General features: G+C 34.8%; 16 protein-coding genes. 2 read left to right on the forward strand and 14 right to left on the reverse strand.

The features are described from left to right. Positions 1-49 precede the first annotated feature (49 nt). The 13 genes from F5ESL0233_RS07375 to F5ESL0233_RS07430 form a co-directional block, all read right to left on the reverse strand. Positions 50-1,999, reverse strand: coding sequence for a M13 family metallopeptidase (locus F5ESL0233_RS07375; protein ID WP_122059506.1), 1,950 nt, complete (start codon positions 1,997-1,999; stop codon positions 50-52). Between the two features lie 89 nt (positions 2,000-2,088). Next, the gene (locus tag F5ESL0233_RS07380; RefSeq protein WP_118896179.1) at positions 2,089-3,306 is read right to left on the reverse strand and encodes an MFS transporter; all 1,218 of its coding nucleotides are present in this window, start codon (positions 3,304-3,306) and stop codon (positions 2,089-2,091) included. A 165-nt stretch (positions 3,307-3,471) separates the two neighbouring features. After that, complete coding sequence (locus F5ESL0233_RS07385) at positions 3,472-4,746, reverse strand: carboxylate--amine ligase (protein ID WP_122059508.1); 1,275 nt, start codon at positions 4,744-4,746, stop codon at positions 3,472-3,474. 20 nt (positions 4,747-4,766) lie between these two features. Next, positions 4,767-6,716 (reverse strand): asparagine synthase (glutamine-hydrolyzing), encoded by a 1,950-nt coding sequence (gene asnB, locus F5ESL0233_RS07390; RefSeq protein WP_090092576.1) that lies wholly within the window; start codon positions 6,714-6,716, stop codon positions 4,767-4,769. Positions 6,717-6,815: 99 nt separating this feature from the next. After that, positions 6,816-8,213 (reverse strand): metallophosphoesterase, encoded by a 1,398-nt coding sequence (locus F5ESL0233_RS07395; protein ID WP_090092577.1) that lies wholly within the window; start codon positions 8,211-8,213, stop codon positions 6,816-6,818. 52 nt (positions 8,214-8,265) lie between these two features. Further along, entirely contained in the window at positions 8,266-8,751 is a 486-nt protein-coding gene (locus F5ESL0233_RS07400) for a hypothetical protein (RefSeq protein WP_090092579.1), read from the reverse strand. A 246-nt stretch (positions 8,752-8,997) separates the two neighbouring features. Continuing rightward, entirely contained in the window at positions 8,998-9,810 is an 813-nt protein-coding gene (phnE, locus tag F5ESL0233_RS07405) for a phosphonate ABC transporter, permease protein PhnE (RefSeq protein WP_090092581.1), read from the reverse strand. Then, a complete protein-coding gene (gene phnE, locus F5ESL0233_RS07410) occupies positions 9,810-10,613 on the reverse strand; it encodes a phosphonate ABC transporter, permease protein PhnE (protein WP_090092583.1) in 804 nt (267 codons plus the stop codon). Before phnE (F5ESL0233_RS07410) ends, phnE (F5ESL0233_RS07405) begins: the two co-directional genes overlap by 1 nt. Further along, complete coding sequence (phnC, locus tag F5ESL0233_RS07415) at positions 10,606-11,379, reverse strand: phosphonate ABC transporter ATP-binding protein (RefSeq protein WP_122059509.1); 774 nt, start codon at positions 11,377-11,379, stop codon at positions 10,606-10,608. The genes phnE (F5ESL0233_RS07410) and phnC overlap by 8 nt, the downstream gene beginning before the upstream one ends. A gap of 15 nt (positions 11,380-11,394) precedes the next feature. Continuing rightward, on the reverse strand, positions 11,395-12,330 hold the full coding sequence (gene phnD / locus F5ESL0233_RS07420) for a phosphate/phosphite/phosphonate ABC transporter substrate-binding protein (RefSeq protein WP_090092585.1): 936 nt from the start codon (positions 12,328-12,330) through the stop codon (positions 11,395-11,397). 28 nt (positions 12,331-12,358) lie between these two features. Next, on the reverse strand, positions 12,359-12,493 hold the full coding sequence (locus F5ESL0233_RS08470; protein ID WP_255409639.1) for a hypothetical protein: 135 nt from the start codon (positions 12,491-12,493) through the stop codon (positions 12,359-12,361). A 108-nt stretch (positions 12,494-12,601) separates the two neighbouring features. Continuing rightward, a complete protein-coding gene (locus F5ESL0233_RS07425; RefSeq protein ID WP_122059511.1) occupies positions 12,602-13,528 on the reverse strand; it encodes a phosphate/phosphite/phosphonate ABC transporter substrate-binding protein in 927 nt (308 codons plus the stop codon). A 290-nt stretch (positions 13,529-13,818) separates the two neighbouring features. Next, positions 13,819-14,292 carry a universal stress protein gene (locus tag F5ESL0233_RS07430; RefSeq protein WP_165777845.1) on the reverse strand — a complete coding sequence of 158 codons (474 nt, stop codon included), beginning with the start codon at positions 14,290-14,292 and terminating at the stop codon, positions 13,819-13,821. Positions 14,293-14,443: 151 nt separating this feature from the next. On the opposite strand from F5ESL0233_RS07430, the gene F5ESL0233_RS07435 reads away from it, so the two are divergent. Together F5ESL0233_RS07435 and F5ESL0233_RS07440 are read left to right on the forward strand one after the other, a co-directional pair. Then, complete coding sequence (locus F5ESL0233_RS07435; RefSeq protein WP_122059512.1) at positions 14,444-15,244, forward strand: tyrosine-protein phosphatase; 801 nt, start codon at positions 14,444-14,446, stop codon at positions 15,242-15,244. 18 nt (positions 15,245-15,262) lie between these two features. Beyond that, complete coding sequence (locus tag F5ESL0233_RS07440; protein WP_090092591.1) at positions 15,263-15,739, forward strand: nucleoside 2-deoxyribosyltransferase; 477 nt, start codon at positions 15,263-15,265, stop codon at positions 15,737-15,739. A gap of 55 nt (positions 15,740-15,794) precedes the next feature. Here the strand turns inward: F5ESL0233_RS07440 and nagA are convergent, their stop codons facing one another. Then, positions 15,795-16,949 carry an N-acetylglucosamine-6-phosphate deacetylase gene (gene nagA, locus F5ESL0233_RS07445; protein ID WP_122059514.1) on the reverse strand — a complete coding sequence of 385 codons (1,155 nt, stop codon included), beginning with the start codon at positions 16,947-16,949 and terminating at the stop codon, positions 15,795-15,797. Positions 16,950-17,032 lie beyond the last annotated feature (83 nt).

A 17,032-nucleotide genomic window follows, 5' to 3' on the forward strand; every position in this document is an offset into this window, starting at 1 on the left:
CACTGATCAGAAATTTTTGATCAGTGTTTTTTGTTATGTTGTTTGCTAATTACCAAATATCTACGCGTTTATCAGGATCTAGCCACATGCCATCTTCAGGTGTTACCGCAAAAACTTTATAAAAGTCATCTTGGCATTGAATTTGTACATTAGCCCGCAATGGACCAGGTGCATGCACGTCAACGGCTGTTTGCGTCTTGATTGATTCAGTTAATTGCTTATTTGCCCAAATACGAGCAAAATTCTCAAATAGTTTCTTTAAATCATCATTTTCATTCTTAGCAGCTTCAACAGCAGCAGTCAAGCCTCCTTGATCAGCAATATTTTCCGAAACAATTTGCTTACCGTTCAATTTCACTGGTCCATATTCAATACCATCAAACAAATCAATTTCTTCTTGTGTTCGCTTTTTGAATTCAGCATAGTCTGCTTCAGTCCACCAATTAGTCATGTTACCTAATTCATCAAATTGAGCACCATTATTATCAAAAGCATGTGAAACTTCATGTGCAATAACCGTCCCAATGCCACCAAAATTAGTTGCTCTATCCTGCTTTAAATCATAAAATGGTGCTTGCAAAATTGCTGCTGGGAAAGTTAAATCATTTCTTTGGGGATCATAACAGGCATTAACCAAATTACCCGGCATTGCCCAAACCGTACGATCAACCTTTTGATGTAGTTGTTCAATATTGTACTTTTGTTCTGCAACAGCAAAGGCGCGCTCATTAGAATAAAGGCTACCACCTTGACTAGCTGGAATCACTTTCAGCCGATTGTAAATTTCTTCTATCTTATCTGGGTACCCAATCTTAAGCTCTAAAGCCTCAAGTTTAATGATTGCCTTTTTCTTAGTTTCAGCAGACAGCCAGCTATTTTGCTGTAAACGATCTTTATAGACATCCAACATCCGTTGAATCATATCTTCAACATCTTTTTTTGCATTAGCACCAAAGTATTCTTTACCATAATACACACCAACTACTTCACTAAAGCTGCCATTAGCGATATGGTAAGCTTGTTTATTGCCCTCAGCTAATTTAGGTTGACCAGATAGGGCTTGACTAAATGGAAAAGCAGCTTCACGAAACTCTTGCGACAAGTCAGAGGCAGCACCGTTAATAAAGTTAACAATCATCCAGCCTTTTATTTCAGCGAAATTATCCTTATTAATAATTTCATTAATATGATCAAGATAACGTGGCTCTTCAACAATAATCCGCTCGGGTTCTTCACCAATTACTTCTTTAAGATAATATTGAATCTTAAATTCACTAAATTTATCTTCAAAATCGGCAATCGCCATTGGGTTGTAGGTAGCTGGATAATCAGCCCATTCTTCAGAAGACTTGACTACTTTAGCCAACTTAGCATCAAATTCAATAGCAGCTGCCGCATATTTTTGAGCTTCATCTTCAGCAATACCAGCCATTTGAAGTAACTTAACTGATTGCTGTTGTAAAATTGTCAATAACTTGGGAGCATCTGCGGTTTGATAAGTGGTAGTATCTGGTAAAAATGTACCTGGACCAGCAAAATATAATACATTAACTTTGGTATTTTTCATATCAGGTTCCACATCAAAACCAAATGGTAGCGATGCAAAGGTAGTCAAGTCAGGAGCAGTTAAATTAAAATCAGAAAAATCCTTGATACCGGTCAAAATATTCAAATCGGCTTTGATTGGTTCAGCACCTTCTCTGTTACGCTTATCAAAATCACTAGCTAATTGATATAATTTGACTGCCTCTGCTAAATTAGGAATAGCAGGAATTGCTTTTTTACCAGTAGCAAAGTCTGCAAAATCTTGCATTAAATGTTTCTCAACATTAACATCAATACCATCAAAAGAGGCCATTCGCGAGCGATCTCTCGGAATCTTTGTCTTTTCAATCCATTCCGAATTGACTGCCAAATAAATATTGTCTTGCGGCCTAGTACCTACTTTAGGCTCAATTACATCACCGCTACCGCCACGAACTGCAAAATTTTTTCTCATGCTAACACTCCTTTTAAATTAAAATTAAAATTCGAATAAATTAATATTGTCATTTTAATTATACAGCTTATCAACAAATATTTAACACATTATTTATATAACTTAATATATTTCCTTAACTTAGCATACAATGGTAAAAGTAGTATTACCATTAAAAATATCCCACCAGCAGCAATAATAAAAAAGGGAATATATCCTGCACGATCAATTATCATTCCCCCAAATAAGGGACCAAAAGCTTGGCCAATTCCCCGCGCTACATTAATCACGCCCTGATACTTTCCCTTACTGCTAAGCGGAGATAGCTCATTAACATATGCTGGAACTGCGGGAAACGCCGTTGCTTCACCTAAGGTTAAAATTACCATTGATAAGGCAAAATGAACAAAATCACGAGCAAAAATAAGTGTAGCAAAAGAAATAGCAAACATTAATGTCCCAAAAATAATTTGTTGAAATAGGTTTTTAAATAAATGGGGGTAACGTGCTAAAATTACTTGAACAATTACGATAATTGCCCCATTAAGCGTCCATAGCAAACTATATAAATGAAATGGTATACCTAATGACACCATGTACACTGAAAGGTTCGATTCCCAATTCATATACATTAACCAAGTGACTGCCAAAGACAATAAAAAACCACACATTAACATCGTATTGTACTTAGGCATTGGTTCAAATTTGTGTTTTTCCCCAACTTTTACACTTGTATGCCTTTGCCGGTGAAAATTACTAATTGGTCGATAGTGAATTGCTGCGTTAATACAACCAATTATAAATAAAGATGCCGCTAATAAAAATAAGAATTCAATTGAAAAATCATACAAATAACCCACTAAAAGAGTACCTGTGACAGTACCTACATTTTGGGCAAAATAAATCAAATTAAACACATATTTTCCTGGATATTTACGCAAACTTGTCGCAATTGAATTAATTAGTGTTCCGTCCCAGCCACTAGCAAATCCTGTCAAAACAAGCCAAAACCAATATTCAGGCCAACCATGAAAGAAAGCCATCAAAATTAAAATTAAAGCATCAATTCCCAAACCAATTACAATTAGTGGGTATGGGTTATATCTATCATAAAGCCAACCTGCTACAATTGATCCTAAGACATTACTGGCACAATTACAAAATAATACAATACCAATTACTGACAAACTAATATGCAATTGCTTATTCAAATAGACTGAGGTCAACGGCCAAACAAAGCTTGACCCAATCCAAGTTACTAATTCGCCTAGTAACAGCCAACGCAATTTGACCTCTGTTTCATTATTTGATCCATGTGAGAGTTTCATTTATTCCGTCCTTCCCAATTAGCATTCCATTTACCAGTTTAACAAGAAGTGTGCAAAAAAACACCCCGACTAATAATCTAAATATTATAAAAATCAAGTTATTGCCTTGGAGACATTCTAAAATCATTAAAAAGCTCATCTCTTAAGTGAGATGAGCTTTTAAAATTATTGTTTCTTCTGCTGATTAAAGAACTGTCCTTTATTCACTTGATAATACTTTTGATAACGACCTATATAATTATGGAACATATATTTAAGTAGTAGCCAACGCTTAAAATTACGATCTTTTTCATAAAAAACCGTGGTACCATAGCGTCCCTCATGAATTAATTCTTCAGCTAGACGTTTAGCATCATTATTAGTAGCATACTGCTTAAATACTTTTACCGGAATTCCTAACCATAAAGTATGTTGCGACTTAAGTTTATTACCATAAACTGGCTCTTTTTCCTGCAAGCTATCGGTAACATAATCATCAACGTACCATTTAGCCAAATTATAACCATTTAAAGTAACGTAAAAGCTTGATCGACCTTGCCGCAAATTAATTTCGAAAAACTTATACTTACCATCTCGATTATCATATTTAATATCAAAATTAGCCATCCCGACATAATTTAATTTTTCTAAAAATGATTCAACTTGTTCATACAGCTTTTCATCATATTCAGGCAAAATCGCCATATAATTACCAATTGCTTGCGGAGTAGGATCCTCTAGCAATGGGTGACCTAAACACATCATTTTAACATGATAATTTTTATCTACATAAGCATTTAAAACACGCATATTAGAATCATCACCCGGAATAAAGTCCTGTAAAATTAAATCTGCTTTGTAGCCATTGCTATAAATTTTACTAATAATATCTTTTAATTCAGCTTCATTATGAATTGTAAAAGCTTTTTTGCGTCCTTCAAAATGAACATCAAGCCAAGATACAGGATCTTCTGGCTTTAATTCGATTGGATAATCGAATGGAAGCTTTAAATAATTTTCTGCTTGATAATCAGCTACAGTAACAATCTTAGTCTTAGGATAGGGAAGCCCATATTCTTCGGCAATTTGATAAAAGCCCTCTTTTGAAATTAACTTTTTCAACAAGTCATAATCAATATATGGAACAATGAAAGTTGCTTCAAGTTCTTCCTTGTGTTTAGATAATAGTTCGGCATAGCCATCACCACAAGCAATTAAAATCACCGGTTCTTGATGATCTTGATAGATTTTCATCTGGTCACGCATAACTTCCATAAAAGTTGGATCTTCACTAAAACCTTGATGTAGTTCAACGCTTACAATTTTGGAGTAACGAGTTGGCGCCAATTGACTATCAGCTAGTGCTTTAACTTTAATACCATATTCCTCATTGAATGAACGAGCCATACCATAAACGTTAATATCACTACCTAGTAGAATTGGTGTAAAATCCTGTTTCATTTTTTAAAATCTGCTCCTAATTAGACTAACTTGCCTTGTTCAATTAAGTTAGCTACTTCCGGTTGTACATGCTGATAGCGATTGACTGTCTCATCATAATCAACAAAGAACAATTTGTACCAAACAAGGAAAGTATAAATTGTCCAAATTTGTCGCCGATGCGAACCGTCACCCTTATAATTATCATCAAGTAGCTGCAAAATTTTATCCTGTTCAAAAATATCCTGAACAAAAGCTTCACTAAATAGTTCTCGTACCTGTTTATAAAAACGAGGTTCTTGTAGCCATTGTTTAATTGGAGTTGGAAAACCTAGTTTAGGACGTTTAGCCCATTCAGCTGGTAATACCTTTTCAGAAGCCTTCCGCAAGGCATACTTAGTATCATGCTTATTAACAAGATATTCTGTGGGGATTGAATTAGCCCGTTGCGCTATTTTTTTATCCAAATACGGTACCCTTAATTCCAAAGAGTGCGCCATGGAAATCTTATCAGCCTTCTGCTCAATATCATTAAGCATAAAATGATGCAAATCAATATACTGCATCTGACGAACATTATCAAGGTCTTTAACCTTTTTAAAGTCCGTTTGATAGATACCATTAACAGTTAATTTGTTACGATAAGATGGTTTCAAAATACTATTAGCATCTTGAGAAGTAAATATCGTTGGATAATCCAAATCATAAATAACCGATTGACCAACATAAAATTCACTTGGTTCAGCTAAGTTAGTATAAAGATGAACTTTCCCAGGAAAATTCGGCATTTTTTTGATTTGATGAGCTAACTTAACTTTAGTCTTCTTAGGTAATTTTTTGCATTGATTTGTAAATGCTTTGATCACATTGTTATGGGTGTGCATACCATAATTAACATAACCTGCAAACAGTTCATCTGCACCTTCGCCTGATAATGCTACCGTAACATGCTTACGTGCCATCTTACACAAGTACCATAAAGGGATAATGGATGGATTAGCATCAGGCTCATCCATATGATATTGCATCTCAGCAAAGTCATGCATTGCTTCATCAGCATTTACCTTATCTGAGAAAAATTGCCAACCTTTAATATCAGCTAGTGCCTTAGCCTTAGATGATTCATCATAAGTAGCATCATCAAAAGAAATCGAAAAAACATCATCCGGATTTAAAATACTAGTAATATAGCTGGAATCGACTCCCTCTGATAAAAAGGCACCCACTGGAACATCAGCATTATGATAGAGCTCAACTGTTTCACGTAAATCTTCATCAATCTTATTAACAGTTTCTTCAAAGCTTAAATTATTTGCTTTATATTCCGCATCCCAATATTGATGCATCTTCATTTTGCCAGCTTTATACTCAAACCAATGTCCAGCCGGAAAGCGATGAATCCCTTTAAAAAAAGTTTCCGCCAAATCATTATATTGATTCATTAAATATGGCTTAACTGCTTCAGTATTTAAACGACGTTTAAAACCTGGAAATTGCAAAAAGCTCTTAATCTCGGAGCCCATAAGTAGCTGACCATTGTCGTCACTATAATATAATGGTTTAATGCCAAAAAAGTCACGTGCACCATACATTGTTTGTGTATTATCATCCCAAATAATAAAGGCAAACATACCTCGTATGCGCTTAAGTAACTCAGTCATTCCCCATTCCTCATAGCCGTGAAGTAAAACTTCAGTATCAGCCTTAGTAGTAAAGGTATGACCCTTTTCAATCAATTCTTCCCTTAGCGGCTTGAAATTATAAATTTCACCATTAAAAACAATTGCCCGCGTCTTATCTTCATTAAAAATCGGTTGACTTCCACCACGCAAATCAATAATTGATAATCGTCTAAAGCCAAGTGCCACTTTATCATTAGTGTAAAGTCCATCTGAGTCTGGACCACGGTGCTTAATTGCTGCCATCATTTTGCCAATTGCAGCTTGTTTATCGTTTATTTCTGGATTATAAAACGCGACAATTCCGCACATAGTTTATCTTCCCTTATTTTCAGTAATTTATTTTTTTAGTCTAGTCGCTCTATTATATGCTAAAAATCACATATTTACCAAACTACTTGTGAATTTTTACTAAATATAAAAAAATCGTCTCTTACTTGCCGCACCATAGCCAAATACTTGAATTAAGTGTCGATGCAAATCAATATTTACAACATAACCCGCAAATTCTGTTTGATGATCAATCTGTCGTTTCCAATTTTTATTATACTTAGTAGTTAAAGCATGGTTAGGACCCATCAAAGCCGAACAATTAAATAAAATATATTGAATACCATTAATTCGATATTGGTCTTCACGGTGCCGATGTCCACAAAAATAGGCGATAATCCGGGCATTTTTGACATTAGTGAAATCAAAATCATTAGCTAAGCGAAATTCCGCAGGAATACCATAGCTAGAATGCATTCGGCCTTTTTCACCTTGATTAAAGGCTACTAATAATTCATGAAGAGAACGTCCATTATATTTCAAAGCATTAGAAGCTTTACGATTAATTGGATTAGCATGGCTCATAAAAATAATATTTTTATTCGAAGACTGTTCCAAAATTTCAATAATTTCTTCAATTTGATCTTCTCTAACACCTAAGGTAATTTTGGCATCATATTTTTTGCGACCTTGCGCATCCAAATAATAGGGTAAGTCTGAAGTATTAACCGCAATAAAGCGAACATTATCTATATCATAGTAACAAACCCCATGCTGGCGTGAAATATAGTTAATCTCATCTTGCGCGTACATCTGCGGCCACATAATATGTTCGAATTCATTTTCTGGAAACGATGCTTTTAAGTCATGATGTTCATCGTATTTATCATTTTCATCATGATTTCCTTTAATCATTATATATGGAATGTAGTTTGACTTAAAAGCATCACGTAATTTAATAAGTTCCCTCTCACCTAAAAATCCGGTATCTGACCCATCAATCCAATCCCCTAGGTGAACTTTTAAATCTAATAAACCTAAATTATCTAAATAGGAAAACTCACTAACATGGGTTAGCCCATTCCAACCATAAAAATCGATACTGTTGGCATCTTTATAATGGGTATCAGTAATCACACTGACATTTACCGAGTTTTCTCCTTGGCGGACATGCTTTTTTACTCGCCCAACAAATTGTTCTAAATATTCTTCAACCACGTAGCGGCGACCAGTATTCCGATTAGCAAAGGCACGATAGCAGCCTAATTCTTGATTAAAGTCACGGACATATTCCGGTTCTAACTTAGTTGTACTTTCTAAACTAAGTGCTTGATGTAAAACCCCTTCATCATCTTTATAAACCGTTAAATTATATGGCTGATTATGCGGCGTATGTTGTTCCTCATCAACCCGATATTCTCCTACAGTTAAGTAATCCTGCATCGGATCAAGTGAGACATTTTTCTTTTGCGATAATTTCTGCTCTCTTACACTACTAATCCGATTAACTAATCCTTTAGCATATCTAAAAAATTCCATTATTCTGCCTCAAGCTAAAGAAAAAGCTGGGCATTAGCCACAGCCTTCATTTTTATTTATTATTTGCCAATGCGTATGCTGCTAACCCAATTGACAAAACTGCATCTTTAGACAATACTGTTTGTAATTCTTGAGCTGCTACTGCTTGAACGGCACCAATTACCTTCAAACTATAGCTAACAACATGAAAATCGACTACATTATTATAAAAATCATCTTCGAAAGGATTTTCATGATTATAAGTCAGATTAATCTCATGTTGATCCACAAAACCATCTACATGATTAGTTAAGATGCGATCATGCAAGTCAGTCAAGTTTGCTGATAAATTAATCAAAGTTAATTTATGATCACTCTCGGTTTCATAATATTGTTCTTGTGTCATTGCAAAGTATTCTTTGACTGGCTTATGCAGTACTTGCAAACTGTCAATTACACGATAAACAGCCTCGGCATCAAAATCTATTTCTTGGTTTAAAATACTTTCTTGGTTCATGGCCAAATCATCGGCCAAAGCCACTATAGCTAACTTTTCCATGATATCCTCCTAAAGTTCATTCTATATTATACCAAAAAAACTACTATTGCACTTTTTCAAAATAAATTTTTACTCTGTTAACAAAGAATTAATAATTATAATAATGTTTTTACTTAAAACGGACTACAATTTGTCTATTTTTATCTAAAAATATAAATTTTATTAATAGCACAGCAAAAACTAACGGTAAATATAATACCCCGATAATAAAAAAAGTAATGCAGTTTTACCTGCACTACTTTTTATTTATACTAATTTTTTACGAATCCAACCAGAAATTGCATCAATAACAATTACCATGACAATAATACCGAGTAAAATAATTCCCACTCGATTCCATTGCCGATACTGTAAAGCAATTATTAAAGGATAGCCAATACCACCAGCACCAACAAGACCAAGAATTGAAGCTGATCTAATTGAAACATCAAATCGGTATAAGGTATTAGAAATCAGGGCAGGCATTAAATTAGGTAGGATTGAAAACATGATTATATTCATTTTTGATCCACCAGCCGCAGTTACTGCCTCATTAGGACCATCATCTAAATTTTCAATTGCTTCTGAAAACAATTTAGCTAACATTCCCACTGAGTGAAAACCTAAGGCTAAAACACCAGCTGCTGAACCAGGGCCAACCGCTTTAATAAACATTAAAGCCAAAACTATTTCAGGGAATGACCGAATGACTGCTAGCACAATCTTACCTAAACGTGATAGATACCATTTTTTATGCTTTGTATGTGCTGCCCAAAAAGCAAATGGTAAAGAAATAATTGCTGAGATGAAGGTCCCTAAGAATGCAATACAAACAGTTTCCCATAATTGAGAAACTAAATCTTCACCGGTCCCATTATAAATGTAGGACCAATCAGGATTAAAAATACCTGTAAATATTGCACCAGCAATTTGGCCAGCAGTTTCCTTAATACCACCAAAATCAATCCCTGTACAAGACCAAATAATTAAGAAAACCGTAATTATTGCTATAGCCCAATGTAAGATGCGTTTTTTCCATTCAATTGGCTTAGGAGGCAATTTTTTCATAGTAGTATCCATTAGTTCATCAACGCCTCCCGTGATTTAGATGAAATGTAATCAATTAGTACCACAACCAAAATAATTACAATAATAATTGTCCCGGTTTTTGCATAGTCAAAGACTTGAAGTGTTTGTTGCAAGTACAAGCCAATCCCACCAGCACCGATATAACCAAGGACTGTTGAAGCCCGCACATTGATTTCAAAGGCATATAGGCAATATGAAATGAAGTAAGTGATAACTTGAGGTAAAACTGCAAAAACAATAATTTGCAATTTATTAGCACCTACAGCAGTTAAAGCTTCAATGGGACCTGGGTCAATTGTTTCAATGGCTTCATAAAATAATTTAACCACTATTCCAAACGTACAAATCGCCAATGCCAAGATACCTGCCACCGGACCAATACCCACAATTGCCACAAAAATTGCTCCCAGTAGTAAGTCAGGTATCGTTCTAATAATATTCATAATTACCCTTAGAATGCCGGTTACTGTTTTATTCTTAACAATATTACGTGCAATTAATAATGCATAGATAAAGGCTAAGACTGAACCAATTACAGTCCCCAAAACAGCCATCTTAATCGTCTCCAGCAGAAGCGGAATCACTGCACCAAGATATGCCCAATTCGGATGAAGCATTTGTAAGAAGATATCAGCAAATTGCCCAAAATTGCTAAAAAAAGCACCTAAACTTGTTTTAGTAACACCAGTTGAAATAAACAAACCGCCAATAAAAATAATTACCCAAATTAAGTTCCAGAATTTAAATTTTTTCTTAGGCAATGTCATTAATTTTTCTGGATCAGTGCTATTCATCTTTTTCACCACCACTGTATATTTGATCAAAGGTGGACTCTGGCGTTTCATTCATTTTGCCATCATAAATGATTTCACCAGCACGTACGCCGATTACTCGCTTACCAAATTCTTTCGCCAATTGCACGCTATGTAAATTAATAATAACTGTCATACCATGCTTTTCATTGAGCATCTTTAAATCTTGCATTACCCGCCGTGAAGTTTGGGGATCAAGTGACGCTGTAGGCTCATCAGCTAAAATAATATCAGGATTCTGAGTTAAAACCCGAGCAATGGCTACACGTTGCTGCTGACCTCCTGAAAGTTCATCAGCTCGGCTATATACTTTATCAGCCAAATCAACCTGTTGCAGAGCATCATATGCTCTTTGTTTATCCTCTTTAGTAAATAGATTTAGAGTACTTTTCCAAGTTGGATAATATGCTACCCGCCCAGTTAAAACATTACGTAAGACACTCGAGCGCTTAACTAAATTAAAGCTTTGAAAAATCATTCCAATATTACGGCGCAGCATTCTGAGCTCTTTACCTTTAGCCTTAGTAATTGATTCACCGGCAATTAAAATATCACCGGCACTAATGTCGATTAAGCGATTGATTGAACGCAGCAAAGTTGATTTTCCTGCACCAGATAAGCCAACAATAACGACAAATTCACCCTTATTAATAGTTAAATTGATATCTTTTAAACCAACAATATCTTTACCATAAATTTTATTTACATTTTTTAATTCAATTATTGGTTTAACTGCAGAATCTGCCATTATATACTTCCTTTTTTATTTTTTAGTTGATTCGATAATCTCTTCATATTTACGAACTGTATTAAAATCGCTGTCTTTACTATTGACATACCCTTCGTGCGTATAAATACTTTCGATAATCTTCTTACCTTTCTTTGATTTACCAATATCAATAAAGGCATTAGCTAACTTTTTCCGAAATGATTTAGGCATACTTGGAACAACCGAAATTGTGTCATTAGGAATTGGCTTGGTAAAGTAAATTGGCACAACTTGTTTCATAATATTAGGATTATCATCTTTAACGATGGTCCGTGCATCTTCGAAAACAAAAGCTGCATCCGTATCACCGTTTAAAACATTTAAAACAGATTGATCTTGACCTGTAACAGTTACTAATTTGCAACTCTTTCTTACATCAAGCCCTTTTTCCTTTAATTCAGCAATGGGATATACGTAACCAGCTGAAGAGGTCGGACTTTGAATGGAAATTGATTTCCCTTTTAAATCTTTCCAAGTTTTAATCTTAGAACCCTTTTTAACTAAAATTTCTGCACGATAATAGTTAACCAACTCTTTAGTTGGCCGACCATCAGGTTGCTTAACGCCATATCTTTGAGCTTGCAGTAGAACATCTGCTGCTTTTTGCTTATGTGCTAAAACATATCCATTTGGTGGTAAAAAGCCTACATCAACTTTTTTAGACTTCATTGCTTCAACTACCGTGTTATAGTCCGTTGACATTGAAACATGGACTGGAATGCCTAAGCGGTCAGATAACATTTTTTCTAGCGGCTTGGCCCTTGATTCTAGTTTAGTTGCCGCTTGACTTGGTACAAACTGAACATTTAAAGATTTAGGTGCAGCATTATCTGTACTCTTACTTTTACTTGAGTTACCTGAACAAGCAGTCGCCATCACAGCTACCAGCATCACCGCAAAACCAGCAAGTATTTTTTTAAATTTATTCATCATGCCCTCCCAGACATAAAAAAAGACTTTAGCTAAGAACACAAGCGTGAGTCATACTAAGTCTTTTACCAACAATATTATTTAAAAAGCGAACAATAACATCATTTTTAAAGAAACAAAAAAGCTTAACTGCAAAATCTCTAATGGATACTTCATTTTGCATCAGCCTTTGCCCCCTTTCGATGCTTTGGTAATTATTCTATCAAATAATAACAGAAATACTTTATTTAGCAAAGTAAAATATATAAAAATAGCTCATATAAATTAAAAATTATTTTTTGATTGTATCCATAATTTTATTATATTGTCTAATGGTGTCATAGTCACTATCTTTAGCGTGAACGTAGCCTTCATGACTATAGACACTCTCTATAATTTTCTTACCCGCTTTAGACTTACCGATAGCAATAAACGCTTTAGCTAATTTTTTCCGAAAATTTTTAGGCATACTGGAAATAACTGAAATCGTATCGTTGGGAATTGGTTTGGTGAAGTAAATAGGCACAACTTTAGTCATAATATCAGGCTCATCATGTTTTACAATATTGCGCGCATCCTCAAAAACAAAGGCTGCATCTGTATCACCATTTAAAACATTCAACACCCCTTGGTCAGCTCCTTTAACAGAAACAACTTTACAGCTCTTAGTAACATCTAACCCCTTTTGTTTTAATTCAGCGACGGGGAAAACATAGCCTGAGTCTGAGGTAATGTCCTGAACAGAAATTGATTTACCTTTAAGATCTTGCCAAGTTTTAATAGCGGAATCTTTTTTAACTAAAATTTCACCACGATAAAAGTTGACTAATTTTTTAGTTGCCACTCCACCGGGTTGCTTTATACCATAGCGAACTGCTTGTAAGAGTAAATCAGCTGCTTTTTGCTTATGTGCCATGATATAAGCATCGGAAGGCAAAAAACCTACGTCAACTTTCTTAGACTTCATTGCCTCAACTAGCCCGCTGTAATCAGTTGACATTGAAACATGGACTGGAATGCCTAACCGCTTAGAAAGTAATTTTTCCATTGGCTTTGCCCGCGCTTCTAACTTATTAGCAGCAGAGCTGGGAACAAATTGGACATTAAGTGACTTGGGTTCATTATTGCTTGAAGACGTTTTTTTATTTGCACACGCCGTTAAATTAGCTGCAAATAGTACGGCCATCATTATTACAAGAAATTGCTTGACTTTTTTCATTTCTATAATACTCCTATATTCCATGTACAAACTGAATCTTTTTAATTAAAATGGCAAACTTATTTAATCAGTTTCAGTTAAATTACGTTCAATACATTTAAATACTATCATTAATATTCGCAAATTTATAGGTTAATATTATTAATTTTTTCCTGTACGTTTATGCCATTATTTAAACACGAACATTTTATTTATGCTTTTCGTAAATGAAAAACATACGATTTACTCGTATGTTCCAGTTAATTATTGTTTTTATTTTGCTTTAACTATAGTTCGGATTACTCTTCAAATTACTTAATTGGCTTATTGTTAATATCTGTTCTAACAATTAAGACATCTGCTAATGCATGTTGATTGACGTATTCAGTTACTGAGCCCATTAGCATTCTTTCAACAGCGTTTAAACCAGTTGAACTCATGATAATTAAATCGTCATGATGATCCTGAATAAAGTCATAAGAAATAATAGCCTTGGGACTACCATAACGAATATGATAATCAAGATTATCAAAACCAAGGCTATCATGAGCCCAATCTTTTAAACTTTTTAAATATTTTTCTGCATCTTGAGTCATTTGATAAATAGTATCACCTGTAATTACAGTATCTTGGATTTCGCCCAAAAATTGTCTAGTATCAATTACATTTAACAGATCAAGATGAGCATCCACATCCATTGCTATTTTTACTGCCTTATCAAAAGCACGTTCGGCTGCTTCAGAACCATCAACCGGAACTAAAATCTGTTCTTTTTTCATAGTCATAATCCACCCTTTATTAATGTACAATCCTTAATTTTCTATATTTTAACATATTTTAGCCTTAGTAATTTTTGGGAATTTCTTGGAATTGTTTGTACCTTAGTTTATTGCTAAAATGATATTGGAACTCAAAGTGTAAAAGGTGGAGAATTTAATGACTAAAAATTTAACAAATCAACTTATCCCAATCAAGAATGGCCGTAATTTTCGCGAACTTGGCGGCTATAAAACTATGGATGGTAAAACCATTAAAAAGCATAAACTACTTAGAACAGCTAATTGGGCGACACTAGATGAAGCTGACCTTCAATTTCTACAAGATTATGGTGCTAAGTATATCGTTGATTTTAGAAGTAAAGACGAAGTAGACCAAGAACCTGATCGTGTTCCTGAAGGGGTAACATACAATTTCGACCCAGTTTTCAGTGAAGATTTAACTAATTCTTCTAAGGGAATTGATGAAATTATTAGTCAAGAAAATGATGATCCTAAAGCCGGCTTTAACCATATGTTTATTGCCTATGATGATATGATTAAAAGTGAATCAGCTCAAAAGGCATATCGTAAGTTTTTTGACATCTTATTGGCTAACACAGACTCCGATAAAAGTGTACTATTTCACTGTACTGCTGGTAAAGACCGGACTGGCTTAGCAGCAATTTTAATTTTATCTGCTTTGAATGTACCGCTTGAAACCATTAGAGCAGACTATTTATTTACCAATATCGCCACTAAAGATTTCGTTAATAACTTTTTGCAAAAGGCCAAAGACGAGGGTGCCAATGATGCAGCAATTAGTAATTTAAGAGACTTACAAACTGTTTGCCCAGAGTATTTTGATTACGTTATCAATACTATAAATAAAAATTATGGTAGTCTAGAAAACTATTTGCATGATATCATGAGACTAACTGATGATAAAATTGTTCAATTACGCAAAATTTATCTAGATTAAAATGCTAAGGAGAGAAAAATGGGTAAAACAAAGACCGTTTATTTTGGCGCAGGCTGGTTTAACGAAAAACAAAACAAGGCATATCAAGAAGCAATGTCAGCTTTAGCACAAAATCCAACAATTGACCTTGAAAACAGTTATGTTCCATTAGACCACCAATATAAGGGTATTAACGTGGCAGAGCATCCCGAATACTTACATGATCGAGAATGGGCAAATGCTACTTATCGGGGTGACTTAACTGGTATTAAAGCAAATGACGTCATGATTGGCGTTTATCTTCCTGATGAAGAAGATGTAGGCCTGGGCATGGAACTGGGCTATGCGATGTCCCAAGGTAAGTATATTGTTTTAGTAATTCCTGATGAAGATTTTGGCAAATCAATTAACTTGATGAGCTGGGGTGTGTGTGATAATGCCATCAAAATTAGCGAGTTAAAAGATTTTGATTTTAACAAACCAACTTTCAATTTTTATGATGGTGGTGTCTACTAAACTAAAACAAAAACCGTTTCACAAGATGTGAAGCGGTTTTTTTCGTATTTCAATTTTAAGCCTGATACCGTGACTCTCCTTCTAAGTAGGTTTCACTCAAAGTCATATCTTGATTTAATACTAAAAAATCAGCCGCCTTGTCAGGAGCAATTGAACCACACTTATCTAAAAAATGGGCACTTTTAGCAGGTACATAAGCAGCCATCATTACTGCTTCTTCTGGTGTGGCCACATTCCAATCAACAACATTCTTTAAAGCAGTATTAAGCTGCAAAATACTACCAGCCAGGTTATCACCTGTTTTAAGACGGGCCATCCCATCTTTAACATAAACTGGTAATTCACCAAGCATATAATCTCCATCGGGCATCATTCCAGCTTCCATACAATCTGTTATCAAACAAATGTGTTCTGGTCCCTTAGCCTTAATCAAGGCACGGACCATTTCCTTATTCACATGGTGCCCATCACAGATTAATTCGGCAGTTACATTATTTAAGGCCATTGCTGCATTAGAAATGGAAGTATCATGATGAGCCGGATCAGGCATGCCATTAAAAGTATGAGTAAACATTGAAGCCCCTGCCTCAATACCAGCCTTGGCTTGGGTATAATCGGCACTAGAGTGTCCTAAAGCAACAACTACTCCTTCTTTAACAACTGCCCGAATAAATTCTTTGGCACCCTTTCTTTCTGGTGCAAGTGAAATTTTATTTAATAAGCCTTGCGAATCCTCACGCCACTGCTTAAATTGATCAATATCCGGATCAAGCAAATACTTAGGATTTTCTGCCCCAGCATGTTCGGCAGTAAAATATGGTCCTTCAAAATGGAGCCCTTGAATTTTAGCACCAGTTTCTTCACCTTTATGCTCACCAAACATTCGGCAAATTTCAGTTAAAGTTGTTGCACTAGCAGTATATGTGGTCGGTAACCAACTAGTTACACCTGATTGTAAAAAACCTTCTGACAGCCGATTAACACCGGCCCAGTCGCTACGCATTATATCTTCATTAAGAGAGCCATGAACATGTGTGTCAACTAAACCTGGGGCAATCCACTTGCCGCTGTAGTCAATAATTTTACCTTGAGGTTTTTCATTTTCAGAATAGTAAAAGCCAAATTTACCATTATCTTGAATTTCTAAGTAACCACCATCTTCAGTTACATTTTCAAGAAAAAATTTATCTGCATGGATATAATAAGTCATTATTTTACCTTTCTTTACAAAATTCAGCTTAATATTTTCATCTTCATTTTAGCTTAATAAATTTACCTTTACCAGTTCAATCA

The organism is Lactobacillus sp. ESL0233, from assembly GCF_003692995.1.
Classification (GTDB): Bacteria; Bacillota; Bacilli; order Lactobacillales; family Lactobacillaceae; genus Lactobacillus; species Lactobacillus bombicola.

What these genes read in the sequence shown, in the direction of transcription:
- F5ESL0233_RS07375 (WP_122059506.1), bottom strand. Translation starts at nt 1,999, where the DNA reads ATGAGAAAAAATTTTGCAGTTCGTGGCGGTAGCGGTGATGTAATTGAG.
- F5ESL0233_RS07380 (WP_118896179.1), bottom strand. Translation starts at nt 3,306, where the DNA reads ATGAAACTCTCACATGGATCAAATAATGAAACAGAGGTCAAATTGCGT.
- F5ESL0233_RS07385 (WP_122059508.1), bottom strand. Translation starts at nt 4,746, where the DNA reads ATGAAACAGGATTTTACACCAATTCTACTAGGTAGTGATATTAACGTT.
- asnB (WP_090092576.1), bottom strand. Translation starts at nt 6,716, where the DNA reads ATGTGCGGAATTGTCGCGTTTTATAATCCAGAAATAAACGATAAACAA.
- F5ESL0233_RS07395 (WP_090092577.1), bottom strand. Translation starts at nt 8,213, where the DNA reads ATGGAATTTTTTAGATATGCTAAAGGATTAGTTAATCGGATTAGTAGT.
- F5ESL0233_RS07400 (WP_090092579.1), bottom strand. Translation starts at nt 8,751, where the DNA reads ATGGAAAAGTTAGCTATAGTGGCTTTGGCCGATGATTTGGCCATGAAC.
- phnE (WP_090092581.1), bottom strand. Translation starts at nt 9,810, where the DNA reads ATGGATACTACTATGAAAAAATTGCCTCCTAAGCCAATTGAATGGAAA.
- phnE (WP_090092583.1), bottom strand. Translation starts at nt 10,613, where the DNA reads ATGAATAGCACTGATCCAGAAAAATTAATGACATTGCCTAAGAAAAAA.
- phnC (WP_122059509.1), bottom strand. Translation starts at nt 11,379, where the DNA reads ATGGCAGATTCTGCAGTTAAACCAATAATTGAATTAAAAAATGTAAAT.
- phnD (WP_090092585.1), bottom strand. Translation starts at nt 12,330, where the DNA reads ATGAATAAATTTAAAAAAATACTTGCTGGTTTTGCGGTGATGCTGGTA.
- F5ESL0233_RS08470 (WP_255409639.1), bottom strand. Translation starts at nt 12,493, where the DNA reads ATGCAAAATGAAGTATCCATTAGAGATTTTGCAGTTAAGCTTTTTTGT.
- F5ESL0233_RS07425 (WP_122059511.1), bottom strand. Translation starts at nt 13,528, where the DNA reads ATGAAAAAAGTCAAGCAATTTCTTGTAATAATGATGGCCGTACTATTT.
- F5ESL0233_RS07430 (WP_165777845.1), bottom strand. Translation starts at nt 14,292, where the DNA reads ATGACTATGAAAAAAGAACAGATTTTAGTTCCGGTTGATGGTTCTGAA.
- F5ESL0233_RS07435 (WP_122059512.1), top strand. Translation starts at nt 14,444, where the DNA reads ATGACTAAAAATTTAACAAATCAACTTATCCCAATCAAGAATGGCCGT.
- F5ESL0233_RS07440 (WP_090092591.1), top strand. Translation starts at nt 15,263, where the DNA reads ATGGGTAAAACAAAGACCGTTTATTTTGGCGCAGGCTGGTTTAACGAA.
- nagA (WP_122059514.1), bottom strand. Translation starts at nt 16,949, where the DNA reads ATGACTTATTATATCCATGCAGATAAATTTTTTCTTGAAAATGTAACT.